The sequence below is a fragment of the Pseudomonas sp. Marseille-Q5299 genome (assembly GCF_943737035.1).
Taxonomy (GTDB): domain Bacteria; phylum Pseudomonadota; class Gammaproteobacteria; order Pseudomonadales; family Pseudomonadaceae; genus Aquipseudomonas; species Aquipseudomonas putida_E.
This window is the reverse complement of record NZ_CALSFR010000004.1, coordinates 1-19,449: the sequence shown is the minus strand read 5'-3', so window position 1 is coordinate 19,449 and position 19,449 is coordinate 1. Positions and strand designations below refer to the sequence as shown.

Annotated in this window: 17 protein-coding genes, 1 tRNA gene and 1 pseudogene; 8 read left to right on the top strand and 11 right to left on the bottom strand. The window is 62.5% G+C overall.

All coding sequences use genetic code 11. The features are described from left to right. Window positions 1–40: 40 nt before the first annotated feature. A complete protein-coding gene (locus tag NGJ21_RS12870; RefSeq protein ID WP_046786465.1) occupies window positions 41–1,969 on the bottom strand; it encodes an ATP-binding cassette domain-containing protein in 1,929 nt (642 codons plus the stop codon). A 221-nt stretch (window positions 1,970–2,190) separates the two neighbouring features. Between NGJ21_RS12870 and NGJ21_RS12865 the strand changes: the two genes are divergently transcribed. After that, window positions 2,191–4,119, top strand: coding sequence for a transglycosylase SLT domain-containing protein (locus NGJ21_RS12865; protein WP_046786466.1), 1,929 nt, complete (start codon window positions 2,191–2,193; stop codon window positions 4,117–4,119). A 54-nt stretch (window positions 4,120–4,173) separates the two neighbouring features. On the opposite strand, the gene NGJ21_RS12860 is transcribed toward NGJ21_RS12865, so the two are convergent. Both NGJ21_RS12860 and NGJ21_RS12855 read right to left on the bottom strand, forming a co-directional pair. Further along, entirely contained in the window at window positions 4,174–4,977 is an 804-nt protein-coding gene (locus NGJ21_RS12860) for an MOSC domain-containing protein (RefSeq protein WP_161872362.1), read from the bottom strand. Window positions 4,978–5,032: 55 nt separating this feature from the next. Next, entirely contained in the window at window positions 5,033–5,968 is a 936-nt protein-coding gene (locus NGJ21_RS12855; RefSeq protein WP_046786468.1) for a chemotaxis protein CheV, read from the bottom strand. Between the two features lie 354 nt (window positions 5,969–6,322). Here NGJ21_RS12855 and NGJ21_RS12850 point away from each other — a divergent pair, with 354 nt between their 5' ends. From NGJ21_RS12850 to NGJ21_RS12840, 3 genes are all read left to right on the top strand, one after another. Next, window positions 6,323–6,748 (top strand): hypothetical protein, encoded by a 426-nt coding sequence (locus NGJ21_RS12850; protein WP_196997744.1) that lies wholly within the window; start codon window positions 6,323–6,325, stop codon window positions 6,746–6,748. Window positions 6,749–7,209: 461 nt separating this feature from the next. Beyond that, window positions 7,210–8,100 carry a sensor histidine kinase gene (locus NGJ21_RS12845; RefSeq protein ID WP_115275414.1) on the top strand — a complete coding sequence of 297 codons (891 nt, stop codon included), beginning with the start codon at window positions 7,210–7,212 and terminating at the stop codon, window positions 8,098–8,100. After that, window positions 8,097–8,756 (top strand): response regulator, encoded by a 660-nt coding sequence (locus NGJ21_RS12840; protein ID WP_046786470.1) that lies wholly within the window; start codon window positions 8,097–8,099, stop codon window positions 8,754–8,756. The genes NGJ21_RS12845 and NGJ21_RS12840 overlap by 4 nt, the downstream gene beginning before the upstream one ends. Here the strand turns inward: NGJ21_RS12840 and yegS are convergent. Beyond that, window positions 8,740–9,621, bottom strand: a complete 882-nt coding sequence (yegS, locus tag NGJ21_RS12835; protein WP_217433355.1) for a lipid kinase YegS — start codon at window positions 9,619–9,621, stop codon at window positions 8,740–8,742. The genes NGJ21_RS12840 and yegS overlap by 17 nt on opposite strands. Window positions 9,622–10,078: 457 nt before the next feature. Here yegS and NGJ21_RS12830 point away from each other — a divergent pair, with 457 nt between their 5' ends. Next, window positions 10,079–11,326, top strand: a complete 1,248-nt coding sequence (locus NGJ21_RS12830; RefSeq protein ID WP_115275415.1) for a glycosyltransferase family 4 protein — start codon at window positions 10,079–10,081, stop codon at window positions 11,324–11,326. Here the strand turns inward: NGJ21_RS12830 and NGJ21_RS12825 are convergent. Both NGJ21_RS12825 and moaB read right to left on the bottom strand, forming a co-directional pair. Next, the gene (locus tag NGJ21_RS12825) at window positions 11,315–12,541 is read right to left on the bottom strand and encodes a molybdopterin molybdotransferase MoeA (protein WP_080952126.1); all 1,227 of its coding nucleotides are present in this window, start codon (window positions 12,539–12,541) and stop codon (window positions 11,315–11,317) included. The genes NGJ21_RS12830 and NGJ21_RS12825 overlap by 12 nt on opposite strands. Continuing rightward, window positions 12,525–13,064 (bottom strand): molybdenum cofactor biosynthesis protein B, encoded by a 540-nt coding sequence (gene moaB / locus NGJ21_RS12820; RefSeq protein ID WP_039604205.1) that lies wholly within the window; start codon window positions 13,062–13,064, stop codon window positions 12,525–12,527. The genes NGJ21_RS12825 and moaB overlap by 17 nt, the downstream gene beginning before the upstream one ends. A 176-nt stretch (window positions 13,065–13,240) precedes the next feature. Here moaB and NGJ21_RS12815 point away from each other — a divergent pair, with 176 nt between their 5' ends. Beyond that, window positions 13,241–13,462 (top strand): YgdI/YgdR family lipoprotein, encoded by a 222-nt coding sequence (locus NGJ21_RS12815; RefSeq protein ID WP_046786473.1) that lies wholly within the window; start codon window positions 13,241–13,243, stop codon window positions 13,460–13,462. Between the two features lie 82 nt (window positions 13,463–13,544). Next, window positions 13,545–13,621, top strand: a tRNA-Pro gene (locus NGJ21_RS12810). A 53-nt stretch (window positions 13,622–13,674) separates the two neighbouring features. On the opposite strand, the gene NGJ21_RS26085 is transcribed toward NGJ21_RS12810, so the two are convergent. From NGJ21_RS26085 to NGJ21_RS12800, 3 genes and pseudogenes are all read right to left on the bottom strand, one after another. After that, entirely contained in the window at window positions 13,675–14,388 is a 714-nt protein-coding gene (locus NGJ21_RS26085; RefSeq protein WP_414157863.1) for a methyl-accepting chemotaxis protein, read from the bottom strand. Window positions 14,389–14,559: 171 nt separating this feature from the next. Continuing rightward, window positions 14,560–14,718 (bottom strand): annotated as a pseudogene (locus NGJ21_RS26080) (HAMP domain-containing protein); the annotation flags it as partial. Between the two features lie 763 nt (window positions 14,719–15,481). Then, window positions 15,482–17,245, bottom strand: coding sequence for an ABC transporter transmembrane domain-containing protein (locus NGJ21_RS12800; RefSeq protein WP_119688570.1), 1,764 nt, complete (start codon window positions 17,243–17,245; stop codon window positions 15,482–15,484). Between the two features lie 203 nt (window positions 17,246–17,448). On the opposite strand from NGJ21_RS12800, the gene NGJ21_RS12795 reads away from it, so the two are divergent. Then, on the top strand, window positions 17,449–17,622 hold the full coding sequence (locus NGJ21_RS12795; RefSeq protein WP_168216562.1) for a PA1571 family protein: 174 nt from the start codon (window positions 17,449–17,451) through the stop codon (window positions 17,620–17,622). A gap of 68 nt (window positions 17,623–17,690) precedes the next feature. On the opposite strand, the gene pdxB is transcribed toward NGJ21_RS12795, so the two are convergent. Together pdxB and tusA are read right to left on the bottom strand one after the other, a co-directional pair. Further along, on the bottom strand, window positions 17,691–18,833 hold the full coding sequence (gene pdxB, locus NGJ21_RS12790) for a 4-phosphoerythronate dehydrogenase PdxB (RefSeq protein WP_046786476.1): 1,143 nt from the start codon (window positions 18,831–18,833) through the stop codon (window positions 17,691–17,693). Window positions 18,834–18,893: 60 nt separating this feature from the next. Next, window positions 18,894–19,136, bottom strand: coding sequence for a sulfurtransferase TusA (gene tusA / locus NGJ21_RS12785; protein ID WP_012313540.1), 243 nt, complete (start codon window positions 19,134–19,136; stop codon window positions 18,894–18,896). Between the last annotated feature and the right edge of the window lie 313 nt (window positions 19,137–19,449).

Genomic DNA, 19,449 nt, shown 5'->3' with positions numbered 1-19,449 from the left:
CTGGGGGAGCCGGCTTGCCGGTGATGAGGCCAGGACTGACTTAGCCTTCCAGCTCGGCCCAGCGCTCTACCAAAGCATCCAGCTCGCCCTGCATCTGCTCCAGCTTGGCCAGCACCGCCGAGGTCTCTTCGATCGGCCGCTGATAGAAGCCCGGCGCGTTGACCTCTTCCTGGGCCGCCGCCATACGCTGCTCGACCGCATCGATCTGCCCAGGCAGCATCTCCAGCTCGCGCTGCAGTTTGTAGCTGAGCTTCTTCTTCGAGGCATCCGCTGCGGCTGCGGCTGGCGCCGGAGCCACCTGCTCGTCCTGCTTCTCCACCACCGCACTGTTGAGCTCGGATTTGCCACCCTTGCTCTCGGTCACGCCCAACAGCTTCGGCGAACCGCCCTGGCGGATCCAGTCCTCGTAGCCGCCAACATATTCACGCACCTTGCCCTCGCCCTCGAACACCAGCGTGCTGGTGACAACGTTGTCGAGGAAGGCCCGGTCGTGGCTGACCATCAGCACGGTGCCCTTGTAATTGCACAGCACCTCTTCAAGCAGCTCGAGGGTTTCGACGTCCAGGTCGTTGGTCGGTTCGTCCAGCACCAGCAGGTTGGCCGGTTTGCTGAACAGCTTGGCCAGCAGCAGGCGCGCACGCTCACCGCCCGACAACGCCTTGACCGGCGTGCGCGCACGCTGGGGGCTGAACAGGAAATCGCCCAGGTAGCTGAGCACGTGACGGTTCTGGCCGTCGATTTCAATGAAATCGCGGCCCTCGGCCAGGTTGTCGATCACGGTTTTTTCCAGATCGAGCTGGTGGCGCATCTGATCGAAATAGGCGACTTCCAGTTTGGTGCCGCGCTCGACCTTGCCCGAGGTAGGCTCCAGGTCACCGAGCATCAGCTTGAGCAGCGTGGTCTTGCCGGTACCGTTGGCGCCCAGCAGGCCGATGCGGTCCTGGCGCTGCAGGACCATGGAGAAGTCCTTGACCAGCATCGGCCCTCCAGCGTGGTGGAAGCTGACATTCTCCAGCACCATCACCTGCTTGCCGGATTTCTCGGCGGCCTCGATCTGGATGTTCGCCTTGCCCTGGCGATCCCGCCGCTCGCTGCGCTCGACACGCAAGGCCTTGAGTGCGCGCACGCGGCCTTCGTTACGGGTACGGCGGGCCTTGATGCCCTGGCGAATCCACACTTCTTCCTGGGCAAGACGCTTGTCAAACAGCGCGTTGGCCGTCTCTTCGGCGGCCAGCGCCGCTTCCTTGTGCACCAGGAAACTGGCGTAGTCACCGTTCCAGTCGATCAGCCCGCCGCGATCCAGTTCAAGGATGCGGGTTGCCAGGTTCTGCAGGAAGGAACGGTCGTGGGTAATGAACAGCACCGCCCCGTTGAAACCGCGCAGGGCCTCTTCGAGCCAGGCGATGGCACCGATGTCCAGGTGGTTGGTCGGCTCGTCGAGCAGCAGCAGATCGGGTTCTGACACCAGCGCCTGCGCCAGCAGCACGCGGCGGCGCCAGCCACCGGACAGCTCGGCCAGGGTTTTGTCGGCAGGCAGTTGCAGGCGGCTCAAGGTGCTCTCCACCACCTGCTGCAGGCGCCAGCCGTCACGGGCTTCGAGCTCGTGCTGAACATGCATGAGTTTTTCCAGGTCATCGTCGCCCTGGATGTTCTGGCTCAGGTGGTGGAATTGGGCAAGCAGTTCGCCAACGCCATCCAGGCCTGCGGCCACCACGTCGAACACTGTCCGCTCGTCAGCCACTGGCAGTTCTTGCGGCAGTTCGCCGATCTTCAGGCCAGGTGCGCGCCAGATCTCTCCGTCGTCGCCCTTCTGCTCGCCCTTGACCAGGCGCAGCATGCTCGACTTGCCGGTGCCGTTACGGCCGATGATGCACACCCGCTCGCCACGGGCGATCTGCCAGGACACTTTGTCCAGCAGCGGCATCGCGCCGAATGCGAGGGACACATCGCTGAATTTGAGCAGGGTCATGTTCGTCTCCAGAAAGCGGGCGCGCATTCTACCTGAGTTGGCCCGTTCCGGCATTAAGTTGACCGCGCTGCCAGGGCATTGCGACATCCGGTCGAACTTAATGCCTTGATACAAGCACAGCGCTTTCACCCGCTGCCGGCAAACAGCTAAGCTAGAACAATAGCTTCCAACAGTGCTGGCTCCGCCGTCACTTTCCCATGGTTCAACTGCCCGGACGTATCATGCGCAGCCGCCTGTTACAGATTGCTTCCTGCCTGCTGCTTACCGCCGCCACCGCCAGCGCGGCACAGGCCATCGACCTCTCCCAGCAACGTCAGTACTACGACGAGGCCAAGCGTGCATTGGCCAAGGGCGACAAGGGCCCGTACCTGCGCTATGCCCAGGCCCTGCGCGACTACCCGCTGACGCCCTACCTGGCCTACGACGAACTGACCGCTCGGCTGAAAAGCGCCAGCAACCAGGAAATAGAAGCGTTCCTGGCCAAACATGGCGACCTTCCCCAGGCCAACTGGATGAAACTGCGCTGGTTGCGCTGGCTGGCCGAACGCGGCGAGTGGAACACCTTCGTCAAATACTATGACCCCAAGCTCAACTTCACCGAACTGGACTGCCTCAACGGCCAGTACCAGCTGAGCCATGGCCTGCGCGCCGAAGGTTATGCCAGCGCCGAAAAGCTGTGGAACGTGGGCAAGTCGCAACCGGCCGCCTGCGACACCCTGTTCGGCATGTGGGCCGCCGAAGGTCAGCTGACCGAGGCCAAGCGCTGGAACCGCGCCAAACTGGCAGCCCAGGCGCGTAACTACTCCCTGGCCAACAGCCTGGTCAAATCGCTGACCACGCTTGGCCCGCAAGGCCGCCTGTTAATCGATGTGGCGCAAAAGCCCGAACTGCTCAACCAGCCATCGCGCTTCACACCGGTCAACGAGGCCATGTCCGATGTCGTCAGCCTGGGCCTGCGCCGCCTGGCTCGCCAGGACCCGCAGCGTGCCATGGCGCTGCTCGACGACTATGCACAGCGCATGCACTTTTCCTCGGACGAAAAAGTCGCGATCGCTCGCGAAATCGGTTTGACACTGGCACGCCGCTACGACCCGCGTGCCCTTGACCTGATGACGCGCTACGACCCGCAGTTGCGGGACAATACGGTCAGCGAATGGCGTCTGCGCCTGCTGCTGCGCCTGGGCCGCTGGGAAGATGCCTACGAACTGACCAAGCGCCTGCCGCAGGACCTGGCCAGTACCAGCCGCTGGCAATACTGGCAAGCACGCAGCCTGGAACTGGCCCAGCCAAACAACCCGCAAAGCCTTCTGCTGTACAGGAACGTGGCACGCGAACGGGACTTCTATGGATTTCTCGCCGCCGACCGGGCGCAAACGCCCTACCAGCTCAACAACCGGCCACTGGTGCTGAGCCCGCAACTGGTCAGCAAGGTGCGTAACACTCCTGGAATCCAGCGTGCCCTGGAATTCCATGCCCGCGGCCAGATCGTCGACGGTCGCCGCGAGTGGTATCACGTCAGCCGACACTTCAGCCGCGACGAAATGGTTGCCCAGGCGCGCCTGGCCTATGACCTGCGCTGGTATTTCCCGGCCATTCGCACCATCAGCCTGGCCAAGTACTGGGACGACCTCGATATCCGCTTCCCGATGGCCCACCGCGACACGCTGGTGCGTGAAGCCAAGGTGCGCGGGTTGCACTCAAGCTGGGTGTTCGCAATCACACGCCAGGAGAGTGCCTTCATGGAGGATGCGCGCTCCAGTGTAGGTGCCAGCGGCCTCATGCAGTTGATGCCGGCCACAGCCAAGGAAACCGCGCGCAAGTTCAGCATTCCGCTGGCGTCACCGCGCCAGGTGCTCAACCCGGACACGAACATTCGGCTGGGCGCAGCCTATCTGAGTCAGGTACACGGCCAGTTCAACGGCAATCGGGTGCTGGCGTCGGCGGCGTACAACGCCGGCCCCGGGCGCGTGCGCCAATGGCTCAAAGGTGCCAAGCACCTAAGCTTTGACGTGTGGGTGGAGTCGATTCCGTTCGACGAGACGCGTCAGTATGTACAGAACGTGCTGTCTTACTCGGTGATCTACGGGCAGAAGCTCAATGCACCCCAGCCGTTGGTAGATTGGCACGAGCGGTATTTCGACGACATGTGAAGCAATGCCGCCTCTTCGCGGGCCAGCTCGCGAAGAGGCAGGTACTTGCTACCACTACTCCAGCACTTCGACTTCCATCCCCACCTCAAGCCGACCACGGCCATCCACCGCCAGGTTCTGCCCGAACAGGATGTCACCTTCGCGCTCGCGAAAGGTCTTGAGCGTGGCCAACGGCTCCCGGTCCGGGCTGCGCTCTCCGGTTTCAGGGTCCAGCGTGGTGAAGATGCACCGCACGCTCGGCTTGAGCACGCGAAACTCAAGCCCGCCAATACGAATGCGCTTCCAGCCATCTTCGGCAAACGGCTCTGCACCCTGCACCACCAGGTTCGGTCGAAAACGCAGCATCTCCATGGGCCGGCCAATGCGCCGGTTCAACTCCTGCAGCGACCCCTGGCCAATCAGCAATAACGGGAAACCATCGGGGAAAGCCGCCCTGTCGCTGTTCAAGCCATAACCGCTGGGCAGGTAGCGCGCCCGATGCTCGGGGCAGTGGACCAGTCGCACTGGCTTGCCGAGCAATTGCGATAGCCAGGCTGCGGCCTCATCGCCGGCATCCGGCACACGCAACGTGTCACGCCAGATGGTCACACCGCGCAGGCCGTCATCTGCAGGCGGCACCGCCACCTGCAGAGCTGGCAGGCCCGGGGCCTCCAGCAGCAGCGTACCTGCCGCCCCTTCGCCAGCCTTGAGCTGGCTGAGCTGCGGCCAGGCGCGCTGGGTGAGAAAGCGTCCGTTGTCTTGCTCGACCACCAGCCAGCGCCGGTCACCCGACAAACCCAGATTATCGACCAGTGAAGACTGCAGACATTGCGCCTGCCCCGACTTCACCGGATACCGATACAGCTCGCTCAGAAACATCCCTGCCTGCCTCGTGCCATGCCAACTGCCAGATTATACCCGGCAGCCGCAAGGATCACGCAGTGGTCGAATCCAGTAGCAAACGCTGCTTGACCACTTCGACCAAACGATCAGGCTGGAACTTGGAAAGGAAATTGTCGCAGCCGACTTTCTTGACCATGGATTCGTTGAAGCTGCCTGACAGCGAGGTGTGCAACACCACGTACAGCTTGCGTAGGCGCGCATCACTGCGGATTTCGGTGGTCAGCCGATAACCGTCCATTTCAGGCATTTCCGCGTCAGTGAACACCATCAGCAGTTTTTCGCACACATCTTCGCCTGCATCGGCCCAGCCCTTGAGCATGCGCAAGGCCTTCAGGCCGTCGCTGGCAACATGCAGTTTCATCCCCAGTTGCGAAAGGGTGTCACGCAGCTGCGCCAGCGCCACGCTGGAATCATCCACCAGTAGCACTTCGCGGCCACGGGCGCGAGCCAATATCGGGTCAGCGAGCTTGTCGTTGGAGACCTTCGCGTTGTAAGGCACGATCTCGGCCAGCACCTTCTCGACGTCAATGACCTCCACCAGCTTTTCGTCCACCTTGGTGATTGCCGTCAGGTAATGCTGACGGCCGGCACTGGAAGGCGGCGGCATGATGGCTTCCCAGTTCATATTGACGATGCGATCGACCCCACCTACCAGGAACGCCTGCACCGAGCGGTTGTACTCGGTGACGATGATGGTGCTGTCTGGCCCCGGCTGCAGCGGGCGCATGCCGATTGCCTGGGACAGGTCGATGACCGGCAAGGTCTGCCCACGCAGGTTGACCACGCCACAGACAAACGCGTGGCGCTGCGGCATCAAGGTCAACTTGGGCAACTGCAGCACTTCCTGCACCTTGAACACGTTGATGGCGAACAACTGGCGCCCGGCCAGGCGGAACATCAGGATTTCCAGGCGGTTCTCACCCACCAGTTGCGTTCGTTGGTCTACCGTGTCGAGAATGCCAGCCATTGGAAAACCCCCAGGCTCAAGTCGGAATAATGTGAGTTCATCCACCCTATATCGGCGGTTGCGTACGCAGCTTGACCCTTGAGCGAAAATGCTTCGCGGGCCAATTGATATCACATTAACATCATGCTTTACTGCAGCCAGTCAGCCTTGGGCCCATTGCCTGGAGCAGCTGTCGCCCCCCTAGAGCAATATCAGGGAAACCCTTAGCGTCAACCGGGTGCAACCTGATGTTCGCGCTATCCTTTAGCCATTAATGTGACGCCATTCTCACTGCATGAATGGAGTCAGGCTTTTGCTAGCGAACGACACGGCTTGGCCATCACCCGCTCCCGCGCTGCGGCCCGGGGCCTCATGATGGACAGTTCAGCTTTCGACAGCAGCGCCCTGCAGGACTTTCTGCTGGATGCGCAAGTGTTGCTGACCCAGTCCCAGGAGTGCCTTCAGCACCTGGAACTGATCGCCAATGACCCCGACGCCTGCCATTGCCTCATCAACACCCTCGATACTCTTGCCCGGCGCGCCAGCGGCCTGGGGCTGCTTGAAGTCGCCCAATACGCCTCTGCCTTGCAGCAACTGCTCGCTCCAGCCTGCAGGCAGTTGCACCTGCACAATCATGCTTTGCCTGCATTGGCGGCCTGCCTGACCCTGCTGGCCTGGCAACTGGAGCTTGTCGATGCGCACACCGGGCGGCTCGCCCTTGATGCCAGCGAACAAACCAACTTGCTTGCCGAACTGGCAAAAGCACTGGACCAGCCATTGCCGCAAACGTGTGCGCCTTGACAGGAAACCCGTAGCGAATGTGCTGGCACGCACCAGGCCGGCCCCATGGCCAGTCGCCCAACTTGCGCAGATAAACGCACTAGCAGTCATTGACGGTTTGCAACTAAGGCGACGGTGCTTTACCGAATCAGGATCCAACTTGTGAAGGGCTGAAAGTTGCCACACCCTGTTCTACCGGGATTCGCGCAAGTTGAACCGAGCAGGCCAATCGATGGTGGCTATTTGCTGCTCAAATCAGGCATCGCTCCCCCCTGATCGCCCCGCAAACCTTGAGGTTTCAAAGCATTCCCCGCTCGCGACCAAACCGGCCTGAAGTGATACCATGCGCACTAACAAATACCGGTCACCCGTATATGGATCGCCTCAACGCGCACTTGGCAAATATTGAAAGCACCACGCCAAAGCCTGCGGCAAGACATGCGCAAGGCCTCCATCAGCAAGGTTACAGTGGCTTCCCCTCTATGCTCCCACGCTTGAAGAATGCTCTGCGTTGCCGCTCCCTCGCCACTGTGCTGCGCTGGGCGACTGCATTGCTGTGCGTGGCGTCGCTGTTTGCCAACCTGCTGCTGTTCACCGGCGGCCATGCCATACCGGCCAGCCTGATGCTGTTGCATCTGATAGCAATGTTCGGGGTCGGCTGGCACCTGAGCCAGGGTGCCAGGTCTATCAGCTTGCGCCCGGCAGAACTGGCCGATCGCATGCTCAAAGTCCAGGAAAGCGAACGCCAGCACCTTAGCCGCGAACTGCATGACGACATCGGCCAACTGCTGACCGCTGCCAAATTGCAGCTGGAGTGGTTGCAGCGGCGGCTGCCAAGCGATTTGCAGACGCAATGCGGCGCCCTGCACAGCACACTCGATGACACCCTGAGCAAGGTGCGTGACGTCTCTGCCATCCTCAATCCCCGGCAGTTGGTCAGCCTTGGCCTGGAAGCCAGCCTGCGTGCCCATCTGGTGCGCACGCTAGGCAGCACCGACATGCATTGGAGCCTGGAATGCCATCAAAGGCTGGGTGGCATTTGCGAGGAGGTGACCATGGCTGCTTTTCGCATCGCGCAAGAGGCGGTCACCAACATATTGCGCCATGCCAAGGCGCGCAACCTGACCATCCGCCTGCAGCGCAGCCCCACCGGCCTGAGCTTGTCGATAGAGGACGATGGCCAAGGCTTCATCCCCGCCGCCAATCCGGCTGAGGCAGGCCAGCGCGGCATGGCTGGCATGCAGGAGCGTGCCACAGCGCTCCAGGGCACACTGAAAATTACCAGCCAGCTTGGCCTCGGCACCCGGATCGAGGTCTTGTTCCCATGGCCACCACGCACCCATGAACGCGCCAGGACACCTGCTATCCGATGACCTGTAGACTGCTGCTGGTCGATGACCATTCGCTGATTCGAGCCGGGGTCCGTGCCCTGGTGTCTGACATACCCGGCTACACCGTGGTCGGCGAAGCCGACGATGGCGGCCAACTGCTCGAGCAAGCCCAGCAACTGGCGCCCGACATCGTGCTGCTCGACATTTCCATGCGCTCGACCAGCGGCCTCGATGCCCTCACCCTGCTGCGCGCCTCTGGCAGCACCTGCAAAGTACTGATCCTGTCCATGCACACCGACCCGGACCTGATCATGCGCGCCCTGGAAAGCGGCGCCCACGGCTACCTGCTCAAAGACGCCACCGCAAAGGAGCTGGAGCAGGCACTGGCCGCACTACGCAGTGGCGAGCGCTACCTCAGCCCGGCCATCGCCCACACGGTGATCAACCAGGCGCTGATGCGTGCGCAGCAGGGCAAGCAGCCAAACATCGACCGCCATAACCTCACTGCACGGCAACTGGAAATCCTGCGCCTGATCGTACGGGGCAAATCCACTCGCGAAATCGCTGCCGGGCTTGCCCTTTCGATCAAAACGGTGGAAACCCATCGCTCGCAGATCATGAAACGCCTGCAGATCTACGATGTCGCCGGGCTGGTACTGTTTGCCGTGCGCGAGAAAATCATCAGCCTGGATGACTGAGCAGCGGCGAGTTTGGCGGCAGATGCAGGCGCAGCGCCGCAGGCAGGGCCTCGAAGCGCAGGCTGTCAGCCTGTAACGGCTCACCATCGAGGTTGATGTCCAGGCCTTGGGAGCTCTTGATCTCTACCCAGGGCAAGCGCGCACGAACGAACAGCCCTTCGCCGGCCAGCAGCTCACGCAGCGCCCCCACCACTTCTTGCGGTGCCGGCAGGATAGCGATGTCGAGCAGGCCGTCATCCACCAGGGCATCGGCGCACAATACCTGACCGCCACCTGCCTGGCGGCCATTGCCGATGCCCAGCGCCAGCAAGTCACCCTGCCAGTGGAAGTCCGGGCCTTTCAGCTCCACCGACGCGGCCTGCAACTCACTGAAGCGCGACAGCCCGGTGAACAGGTAGGCCGCTGCGCCCAGCACTTTTTTGAGGTCCTCGGAGGTGTTTGCCGTGACCTGACTGCCAAACCCGCCCGTGGCCATGTTCAGAAACATCTGGTCGCCAACCTTGCCCAAGTCGATTGGCCGTGCCGGCATATCCAGCAGCGCCAGCGCCTCAGCCGGCTGCAATGACACACCAGCGGCTTTGGCGAAATCATTGGCGGTACCCAAAGGCAGCAATGCCAGGCTGGCCTGAGTATTTGCCTGCCCCATGGCTTCGGCCACATCGCGCAAAGTACCGTCGCCGCCTCCTGCGACCACATGGGTGTAGCCAGCCGCCAGCGCCTCGGCAACCAGCCGCTGGGCATCACCTGCTTCCCAGGTCACCCGCACATCCAGCGTCCAGCCCCGCTCACGCTGGGCGAGGACGGCCTTGCGCACATCTTCGTTCATCGCCTGCTTGCCGTGCAGGATCACCATTGCCTTACCCATCACGCTTCTCCCAAGGGACCGCTCATTGCAGATCTCGACCACAGGCGCAGGCAGATTGCTGCATGCACCGGCTGATCATGCGCCAACGCCAGACACCCATGTGAACAAAAACCGGTCAGGCCCACATCAACAGGATTGAAAGCTTCGGCCATCAGGCGCATGATCGACAAATATTTGGCCAAAACCGATAAGGCACAATAAACAAGTCGGTTTTTTGACTTTTTGCCGCCAGAGCCTTGGCAGTTCGCAAGCTGCCCATTAGCGCTACGTGCAGCGCCCGAGTCGAGACTGTGAAATGAGCGTTCTCATCCCCTGCATGATCGACACAAGCGAGTACCTGGGCGAAGACGATAGCGTGGGCTTTACTCAAATGTATGGACGCGTCCCGGTTGTAGCCATTGGCTGACTGCCCACGGGCGCGTTTTTTGTCTGCAGCCTTTAGCGAGGATTGTGGTTCATGCGCATACTCTGGACGCTGCCCTACCTACCCTGGCCAACCACCAGCGGCAGCAAGACCCGGCAATACCACCTGCTGCGCGCCCTTGCGCAGCACGGGCACCGGATCACCTTGCTGGTGCAGTCGAAAGTCCCGCTGAACGATGCCACCCGCGAAACGCTGGAGCCACTGGTCGAGCGGCTGATCGTGCTACCCCGCCGGGCGCTGCACAGCCCGCTCAACCTGCTGGCCTCACCGATCATCGACTACCCCATGCGGGCAATCATCAATGGCTTGGCGCCCTGCCTGCGCCACCGCTTCGAGCAGTTGCTGGACGAGCCCTGGGATGTCATCCAGATCGAGCACAGCTACGGCTTCCAACCCTTCGAAAAAGCCCTGCAGGCCCGCGGCCTGCCCTACATGCTCAGCGAACACACACTCGAATCGGTGATGGGCGCCGCCTGCCATGATCGCCTGCCACTTTGGCTGCGCCCGCTCAATGCGTTCGACCGTTGGCGCTATCGTCGCTGGGAGCAACGCGTACTCTGCCAGCCCACCGAAGTGGTTGCGGTGAGCACCCATGACGCCGAACTGATAAGCCAGATCAGCGGGCGCCCAGTGAACGTAGTGGTCAACGGTGTGGATTGCGAGTATTACCAACAGGTATGTCCCGCACTGCACAGTCAGCGACTGCTGTTCGTCGGCAACTTCGAATACGGTGCGAACCTTGAGGCCATCGAATGGGCGCTGGAAGAAATCCTGCCGCAGGTGTGGATGAGCAACCCTGCGGTGCGCCTGGCCATAGCCGGGCATGCCATGCCGGCCTCATGGAAGCTGCACTGGAACGATCCCCGCATCGAATGGCTGGGTTATCGCCCTGACCTTCGCGAACTGCAGCGGCGCTCGGCGCTGTTCTTCGCCCCTCTGCGATACGCCGGCGGCTCCAAAGTCAAGATTCTCGAAGCCATGGCTGCCGGGCTGCCGGTGATCACCACCAGCAAGGGCGTTTCAGGCCTTGCCGTGAACAACGGCGAGCATTACCTGGGCAGCGATGACGGTGACCAGTTGGCACTGCTGATTACCCAACTGCTCAACCAACCCTGGCGCATGTGCCAACTGAGCGAGGCCGGCCGCCAGTTTGCCCGGCATCGTCATGACTGGAGCGTGGCGGCGCAGCAACTGGAGAACGTGCACATGCGCCTGACCCAGTCAGCGCCTGCCACCGCCCCGCAACCTATAGACCCGTGGCTAGGGCGATCAACCAAGTAGTTCGCTCAACGGTATGAACGGTACGCTGTCACCCTGCTGCGGCGTGCTGCCTTCGCGCACCTCCACCAAGCCCTCAGCCCAGGCGGCGCTGCGCAACACGCCTGAGCTCTGGTTCTTGTAGATGCGCACCCGGCCGTTGTCGATCCGCGCCCGCAGGTATTCGCGACGGGTTCCGGCCTTGGGCCAATCGAAACCCGCAGGCACGTCGAAACGTAGCGGAGTGACTTCGGCAACCCCTTGGCGGCGCAGCAAGTAAGGGCGCGTGAGCAGGCCGAAGGTCACCAGCGTCGACGCAGGGTTGCCTGGCAGGCCGATCACCGGCACACCTTGATAATGCCCGAATGTCAGCGGCTTGCCTGGCTTGATCGCCAGCTTCCACAAGGCCAGCTCGCCCGCCTCACGCAGCGCCGCGCCCAGGTAATCGGCCTCGCCCACGGAAACTCCCCCGGTGGACAGGATCAGGTCGACATCACCCAGGCTGGCCAGGCACTGGCGAGTCCGCACCAGGTCATCAGGCAGGATGCCCATGTCGCGCACTTCACAGCCCAGGCGTTGCAACCAACTGACCAGCAGGCGGCGGTTGCTGTTGTAGATCTGCCCTGGGCCCAGTGGCAAACCTGGCTCGACCAGCTCGTCGCCGGTGGACAACACTGCCACCCGTACCCGACGCACCACCTGCAGTTGAGCATGCCCCAAGGTTGCGGCCAACCCCAGTTCGATCGGGCCCAGGCGCGTTCCTGCGACCATCACCTGTTCGCCCTGGCGTGTTTCCTGGCCTTGGGGACGGACATTCTGCTCAGGCTTGATCGGTTCGAGGAAACGCACCCGGCCATCCTCCAGCACCTCGGTGTTTTCCTGCATCTCGACGCAGTCGGCACCGGCCGGCAGCGGGGCGCCGGTGAAGATCCGCGCGCACGTGCCGGGCTGCAACGGCTCGGGCGCGTGCCCGGCAAAAATGCGCTGGCTGACGGGCAACGGCTGGCCTTGGCAATCGGCCAGGCGCAGTGCGTAGCCATCCATGGCACTGTTGGGCCAGGGCGGCAGGTCGAGCGAGGCAACCAGGTCGGTCGCCAGCACCCGGCCTTCGGCCTCGGCCAGCGGGACGGTTTCGGTGTCCTTGATCGGCGCGGCCTCGGCCAAGGCCAGCAGGCGCTCCAGCGCTTCTTCCACCGGCATCAATGGCCGGGCCTGCGGCGCCTCAGCCACGGCTTTCACAAGCCGCTGCCTGCTTCAGGTGCGCAACGAAATTGCACGGGCGATGGCGGGCATCGAGCTGCTCGGCAAGGATACCGTCCCAGCCAGTGCGCACAGCATTGGTCGAGCCCGGCAGGCAGCACACCAGCGTGCCGTTGGCCAGGCCGGCCAAGGCGCGCGACTGAACGGTCGACGTGCCGATGTCGGCAACGGAGATCTGCCGGAACAGCTCGCCGAAGCCTTCCACTTGCTTGTCCAGCAGGCAGGCCACGGCCTCAGGCGTACTGTCGCGCCCCGTGAAGCCGGTGCCACCGGTAATCAACACGACCTGCACGCGGTCATCGGCGATCCAGGTGGCAACCTGGGCGCGGATCTTGTAGAGGTCGTCCTTGAGCAGCTTACGCTCAGCCAGCTGGTGGCCCGCCGCAGTCAGGCGGTCGACGAACATCTGCCCGGAGGTGTCGGTTTCAAAGGTACGGGTGTCGCTGACCGTCAGCACGGCAATATTCAGGGCCACGAAGGGGGTATCTGCCTTGGCTTTCATGAGTGTTCATCGCAGGGGAAAGGGATGGCCGCATTTATATCACAGGCTGCCCTGCGGCAACCTTGACAGACCCAGGTCAATACTCAGCGATTGGCGCTATGCTGCACTCTAGAAGGAACTTGCGCAGACGCCTTGCGTCTTAACGTCATCTAGCACCATCGCACTGGAGAAACACGATGATTAAACGGACCCTTCCCGCCTTTCTGCTCGCCCTGGGCCTGGGCGCCCTCGCTGGCTGCGCCTCGCCAACCGTGATCACCCTGAACGACGGTCGTGAGATCCAGGCTGTGGACACTCCGTCCTTTGACGAGGACTCTGGCTTCTACGAGTTCGAGCAACTTGATGGCAAGCGTACGCGCCTGAACAAAGACCAGGTTCGTACCGTCAAGGAGCTCTGACCGAGCGCCCTGTTTTGAGCCTAAGCCCTTTTAACAACAAGGGCTTGCGTTCGAAAAAACCATGCAGTAGGATTTCGTTCATCGGAGTGTAGCGCAGCCAGGTAGCGCGTCTCGTTCGGGACGAGAAGGCCGCAGGTTCGAATCCTGTCTCTCCGACCAAATCCTTCAAAAAGCCCGCCATTGTGCGGGCTTTTTGTCATGCGCGATAAGCACTACGCGGTAAGCCGCGAAGTGACCTCACCCAACTGCCCCGACAGCCCATGCAGGCGCTGGCCCGCCTGCTCGGTGTGCTGCACTGCCTCCTGGTTGGCTGTGGCGATTCGGGTAATCTCGACCAGGTTGCGCGAGATGTCCTCGGCCACGCTGGTCTGCTCTTCAGCGGCCGTGGCGATCTGCCGGTTCATGTCACGGATGGCCTCAACCGCCGTGGTGATGCGCTGCAGCATCTGCCCAGCCTGCTGCACCTGCTCGGCCCCCTCCTCGCTGCGCTGCTGCCCGCTTTCGATGGCCTTGACCGCGTCCAAGGCACCAGACTGTACCGCCTCGATGATCTGATGGATTTCGGCGATCGACGCCGCCGTGCGCTGAGCCAGGCTGCGCACCTCGTCGGCGACCACCGCAAAGCCGCGCCCGGCCTCACCCGCACGGGCTGCTTCAATGGCCGCATTGAGCGCCAGCAGGTTGGTCTGCTCGGCGATACCACGGATCACTTCCAGCACCTTGCCGATGCGCGAACTGTCAGTTTCAAGATCGCGGATTACCGCCGCAGTACCTGCGATCTCCCGGTTGACCACGCCAATGATGTCGATGGTCTGCTGCATTACCCGCTCGCCAGCCTGGGCACTGTGGTCGGCTTCATCGGCCGCGCGCGCGGCTTCGGCGGCGTGACGGGCAACCTCTTGGGCAGTGGCGGACATCTCGTGCATCGCCGTGGCCACCTGATCGGTGCGCTGGAATTGGTCATGGGTACCGCGCGCCATGTCACCGGCGATGCTGCGCAGTTGGCCACTGGCGCCTTCGAGCTCTTGGGCATTGTCCTTGAGCCGGCCAACGGTTTCGGCAAGGAAATCACGCAAGGTATTGGCCGCACGCGCAAGGCGCCCCAGTTCATCCTCGCGACGGCTGTCGACCCGGGCGCCAAAGCGGCCCTGGCTCAATTGCGCTACGTACTCGATCAACTGGCTGATCGGCTCGATCAGGCTGCGGTTGACCCGCCACAGGCTGAGCAAACCGACCAGCAGTGCCGAACCGAGCATCACCAGCATACCCAGCCATACCGTGCGCTCGGCACTGACATTGATGCTGGCGGCGCGCTCACGGGCGTCGGCGCGCAATTGCTCGACCAACGCGCTCATCTGCTCGGTGGCAGCACGGTCGACACCTTTGACCGCCAGATCGCCAGCGACCGGGTCACCACCTGCGGCCAGAAACGCCTGGCGCCCCTGCGCGTAGGCCACACCCAATTGCCGATGGCTGTCACGCAGTTGCTGCAAAGGCTCCTTGAGCTTCTGATCACTGCTGTCGATCAGTTGCCCAAGCAACTGCTGAACCTGCTGCTCACGGGCCTGGAACTGCTGCCAGTACTTCTCCAGTTCGGCCGGCTGGCGGCCGCGCAGCAGCACGTTCTTCCACTCCTGCACCTGGATCTTGAACTGCAGGTTGGCTTCGTCGATCGATTGCGAGGCCTGCAGTGGTCCATCGACCAGCGTGGCATAACTGCGCACGCTGGAGGACAGAAACTGGAAGCACACCAAGGCAATCAGCAGCATCGCCGCCAGGCTGCCGCCGAGCAGGGTAAGAATTTGTACTCTGAGGGATTTACGCAACATCGCAGATCTCGGGAACAAGGAATGAGGAAACAACGCGCCGCTGGCAGCGCCGCCACAGACATCCATGTCCTCGTTCGCAGGCCAAAAAAAAGCTGCCATCAATCGATAGCAGCCAGGTCGAGCACTTACGCAACAGTTGAAGGGATAGTCTCAAGCAATTGCTACAAAAATGTTACAAGCCTTCGATGCGTCAACCTGCGTTGAACTGCAGCGAGGCCAGCCTGGCGTACAGCGGGCTCTTTTCGATCAGTTCACGGTGGGTGCCCACCGCCACCAGGCGCCCCTTGTCGATGACCGCGATGCGATCAGCATGCTGCACTGTGGCCAAGCGATGGGCGATGACCAGCGTAGTGCGGCCCGCCATCAGGCTCGGAAGCGCCTGCTGGATCAAGTGCTCGCTCTGCGCATCGAGGGCGCTGGTGGCTTCGTCGAGCAGCAGGATCGGCGCATCCACCAGCAACGCCCGCGCAATCGCCAGACGCTGCCGCTGCCCGCCCGACAGGCCAATACCACCCTCGCCCAGCGGTGTCTGGTAACCCTGCGGCAGTTGCCGGATGAACTCATCGGCATGTGCGCCACGCGCCGCCGCTTCGACCTCGGCCAGGCTCGCCTGCGGGCGCCCATAGCGGATATTGGCCTCGACCGTACCGCGAAACAGTGAGGGGTTCTGCGCTACCAGGGCGAACTGGCGGCGTAGTTCGCCCAACGCCAGGCTGGTGATTGGCTGGTTATCCAGAAGGATGCCCCCCTGCTGGGGGTCGTAGAAGCGCAGCAGCAAGTCGAACAATGTCGATTTGCCCGCGCCGGATGGCCCCACCAGCGCCACGGTCTGGCCTGGTTCGATGACCAGGTTCAGGTTGTCGATGGCGGCAACCGATGGCCTGGAAGGGTAAGCAAATACCAGGTTCTTCAGCTCGATACGCCCACCAGCGCGCTGGCGATGCAGCGCAAACGGCTGCTCGGTCTCTAGAATGCTGCTACGCGCCGCCAGCAGTTCGGCGATACGCTCGGCCGCGCCGGCGGCGCGCTGCAGTTCGCCGATGACTTCGCTCAAAGTACCGAAGGCACTACCGACGATCAGGCTGTAGAACACGAAGGCTGCCAGTTCGCCTGCGGAGATGCGCCCGGCGATCACATCCATGCCGCCGACCCACAACATCACCCCCACCGCGCCCAGCACCAGCACGATGACCAGAGTGATCAACCAGGCCCGCTGCGCGATACGCTGGCGCGCCACGGCGAAGGCCGCCTCTACCGTTCCAGCGAACAGTTGGCGGTCTAATGCCTGGTGGTTGTAGGCCTGCACGGTCTTGATCTGCCCCAGCGTCTCGGCCACATAGCTGCCCACATCCGCCACCCGGTCCTGGCTCTGGCGCGACAGGCTGCGCACGCGCCGGCCAAACAGCAGGATCGGCGCCAGTACCAAAGGCAGGGCCACCACGACGATACTGGTGAGTTTGGGGTTGGTGATGAAAAGCAGCACGACACCGCCGATCACCATCAGGGCGTTGCGCAGGAACATCGACAGTGATGAGCCGATGACCGCCTGCAGCAATGTGGTATCGGCGGTCAGCCGGGACTGGATTTCCGAGCTGCGGTTGTCTTCGAAAAAGCCAGGGTGCAGCCCTATCAGGTGATCGAATACGGCGCGGCGAATATCGGCCACGCACCGCTCACCGATCCAGGAAACCAGATAGAAGCGGCTGAATGTCCCTATCGCCAACGCCAGCACCAACAGCAGGAACAGGCCGATGGTCTGATTGAGCTGGTGCGCCGAACGGGTCATGAACCCCTGGTCCACCAACAGGCGAATGCCTTGCCCCATGGACAGTGTAATGCCGGCGGTCACTACCAGAGCCAGCAACGCCAACAGCGCTTGGCGACGGTATGGGCGCATGAATTGCCAGCAGAGAAACAAGGCGCGACGCTGACGTGAAGAAACCGGTTCGGGCATGGCGATGGACCACAATGACAGTGAAACAGCAGCCTACCATTCATCCAGCATGGCAGTGCCTATAGCCCATCGTTCTAAAACGCCTCTGGAGGTTTGCCGCACTTTCTGGTGGACTGTAGCTGTCGTGACCTCCAAGAGCCGCTGTCACAGGCCAGTCACGGCACAGGTTTACCTTGATATTGGACCTGATGAGGAGACTGTAGATGAGCTTGCAGCATGGCAGCGACACCCAGAAGCCCCAGAGCACCCCACAACCGAAGGTCTGCGGATCGATCATCGATGCCCAGGGCCGTGAAGTACCGATCACCGAGCAAATGATCCAGCAGGCCTGCAAGGACCTCGAGGACAGCCGGGTGAAGAAGGTGCGCAAGGGCTGAGTGAAGAATTGCTTGAAACCCGGCGCTGGCGCCGGGTTTTTATTTGCCCGGAATGTTCTGCCTGCTCGTCAAACGACCACTGCACCCAAGGCATTGACCATCTGCACCAACTGCGGAGCCTCGCCCCGCAACCGCACCGCTAACCCTTCGATTTCACGGCGTGGCGGATACTGTTTGCGCAACAGGTCGAACGCCGCGCGCTGCTCGGCCGCATCGTCGCTCAGGCTGCGACGGAAATCGGCATCGTCGCGGCGCGGGTCGTACACCGCCCGGCACAACGTCGCCAAGGCCCAGCCAAGGTCAGCTTCGCCATCGAACTCGATCTGCGCCAGTGGCGGTTTGGGCAGAAGATCCTGCAACTGCACGCGCTCGGCCTCACCCAGGAAGCGGCACAACGCCTGGTAGATCTGCGCCGTGCCGCGCTGGCGGCCATCCAGGCTGTAGCCGGCGATGTGCGGCGTAGCCAGGGTGCAGAGGTCGGCCAGTTGCAGGTCGACCTGCGGCTCGCCCTCCCATACATCGAGCACAGCGTGCACGTCTTCACGGTCCAACAGCAACTCACGGAGGGCGACGTTATCCACCACCGGCCCACGGCTGGCGTTGATCAGCCATGCGCCAGGGCGCAGCTGTGCGAGCTGCGCTTGGCCCAGCAGGTGCCAGGTCGGGTGCTCGCCGCCACGCTGCAATGGGGTATGCAGGCTGATCACATCGCATTGTTCGAGCACAGTTTGCAGGCTGACGAAATCGCCCCCCTCAGCCGCCTGGCGCAACGGGTCGCAGACCAGCACCTTCCAGCCCATGCCGTGCAACACGCGCACCAGCCGGCCACCGACCTCCCCTGCACCCACCACGCCGTAGGTGCGCTGGGGCAGCGCTGCACCGTCCAGGTCGGCGAGGGTCAGCAGGCTGCCCAGCACGTAGTCGACCACACCGCGGGCGTTGCAGCCCGGCGCGCTGCTCCAGTGGATGCCGGCTTCGGCAAAGTAATCCAGGTCCAGGTGATCGGTGCCGATGGTGCAGGTGCCGACAAAGCGCACCTTGCTGCCTTCGAGCAATTGCCGGTCGACCTTGGTCACCGAGCGCACCAGCAGCACATCAGCCTCTTTGACGCTGGCGGCGTCCATGCTCCTGCCAGGGTAACGGCGGATCTCGCCGAAACCTTCGAAGAAGGCATCGAGCAGCGGGATATTCTCGTCGGCAACTATCAGCATGGCGCTCTCCTGTCTGGGGAACGCAGTGTAGGTGCTATGCCCGGCACGATCCAGCGTGGATCAGTCGGCTTTCTTGCGAATCCAGTACAGGTAGGTACCGGCCTCTTCCTGCTGCTGCAGCAGTTCGTGGCCGAGGAAGTTGCAGAACTTGGGAATGTCGCGCCGGGTCGAGGGGTCCGTGGCGATGACCTTGAGCAGGCCGCCAGCGGCCAGATTGCGCACGTGGGTGTGCAGCATCATCACCGGTTCTGGGCAGTTCAGGCCGGTGGCATCAAGGATGGCGTCGGGGGTGAAGTCAGTCATGGGGTGCTCCGCAAATGATCGCTATTGTGGCGCATAGCGTGGCGCGGACCAATAGTCACCTGCACGCCCGGCGCCGCAAGCACAGCTTGCTTTGCCTTTGCTTTTGCCTTTGCCTTTGCCTTTGCTTTTGCTTCTAAGTGCGCGGTATGCCAGGCACCGCCGATTGCGACTTCAGGAGGCCGAGCGCAGGTCTTGCGAAGGGAGGTGACGGGCATGGATGCCCGTCAAGCGCTTCGGCCCATCCATGGGCCGTCAGCGCGGTCCTCCCGGGAGCAAGGCCGGAGCGAGGGAACCCCGGAGCGTAGCGTAGGGG

What these genes read in the sequence shown, in the direction of transcription:
- yegS (WP_217433355.1), bottom strand. Translation starts at nt 9,621, where the DNA reads ATGGGTAAGGCAATGGTGATCCTGCACGGCAAGCAGGCGATGAACGAA.
- NGJ21_RS12795 (WP_168216562.1), top strand. Translation starts at nt 17,449, where the DNA reads ATGAGCTTGCAGCATGGCAGCGACACCCAGAAGCCCCAGAGCACCCCA.
- NGJ21_RS12815 (WP_046786473.1), top strand. Translation starts at nt 13,241, where the DNA reads ATGATTAAACGGACCCTTCCCGCCTTTCTGCTCGCCCTGGGCCTGGGC.
- moaB (WP_039604205.1), bottom strand. Translation starts at nt 13,064, where the DNA reads ATGAAAGCCAAGGCAGATACCCCCTTCGTGGCCCTGAATATTGCCGTG.
- NGJ21_RS12830 (WP_115275415.1), top strand. Translation starts at nt 10,079, where the DNA reads ATGCGCATACTCTGGACGCTGCCCTACCTACCCTGGCCAACCACCAGC.
- NGJ21_RS12840 (WP_046786470.1), top strand. Translation starts at nt 8,097, where the DNA reads ATGACCTGTAGACTGCTGCTGGTCGATGACCATTCGCTGATTCGAGCC.
- pdxB (WP_046786476.1), bottom strand. Translation starts at nt 18,833, where the DNA reads ATGCTGATAGTTGCCGACGAGAATATCCCGCTGCTCGATGCCTTCTTC.
- NGJ21_RS12800 (WP_119688570.1), bottom strand. Translation starts at nt 17,245, where the DNA reads ATGCCCGAACCGGTTTCTTCACGTCAGCGTCGCGCCTTGTTTCTCTGC.
- NGJ21_RS12845 (WP_115275414.1), top strand. Translation starts at nt 7,210, where the DNA reads ATGCTCCCACGCTTGAAGAATGCTCTGCGTTGCCGCTCCCTCGCCACT.
- NGJ21_RS12870 (WP_046786465.1), bottom strand. Translation starts at nt 1,969, where the DNA reads ATGACCCTGCTCAAATTCAGCGATGTGTCCCTCGCATTCGGCGCGATG.
- tusA (WP_012313540.1), bottom strand. Translation starts at nt 19,136, where the DNA reads ATGACTGACTTCACCCCCGACGCCATCCTTGATGCCACCGGCCTGAAC.
- NGJ21_RS12865 (WP_046786466.1), top strand. Translation starts at nt 2,191, where the DNA reads ATGCGCAGCCGCCTGTTACAGATTGCTTCCTGCCTGCTGCTTACCGCC.
- NGJ21_RS26085 (WP_414157863.1), bottom strand. Translation starts at nt 14,388, where the DNA reads ATGCACGAGATGTCCGCCACTGCCCAAGAGGTTGCCCGTCACGCCGCC.
- NGJ21_RS12855 (WP_046786468.1), bottom strand. Translation starts at nt 5,968, where the DNA reads ATGGCTGGCATTCTCGACACGGTAGACCAACGAACGCAACTGGTGGGT.
- NGJ21_RS12850 (WP_196997744.1), top strand. Translation starts at nt 6,323, where the DNA reads ATGGACAGTTCAGCTTTCGACAGCAGCGCCCTGCAGGACTTTCTGCTG.
- NGJ21_RS12860 (WP_161872362.1), bottom strand. Translation starts at nt 4,977, where the DNA reads ATGTTTCTGAGCGAGCTGTATCGGTATCCGGTGAAGTCGGGGCAGGCG.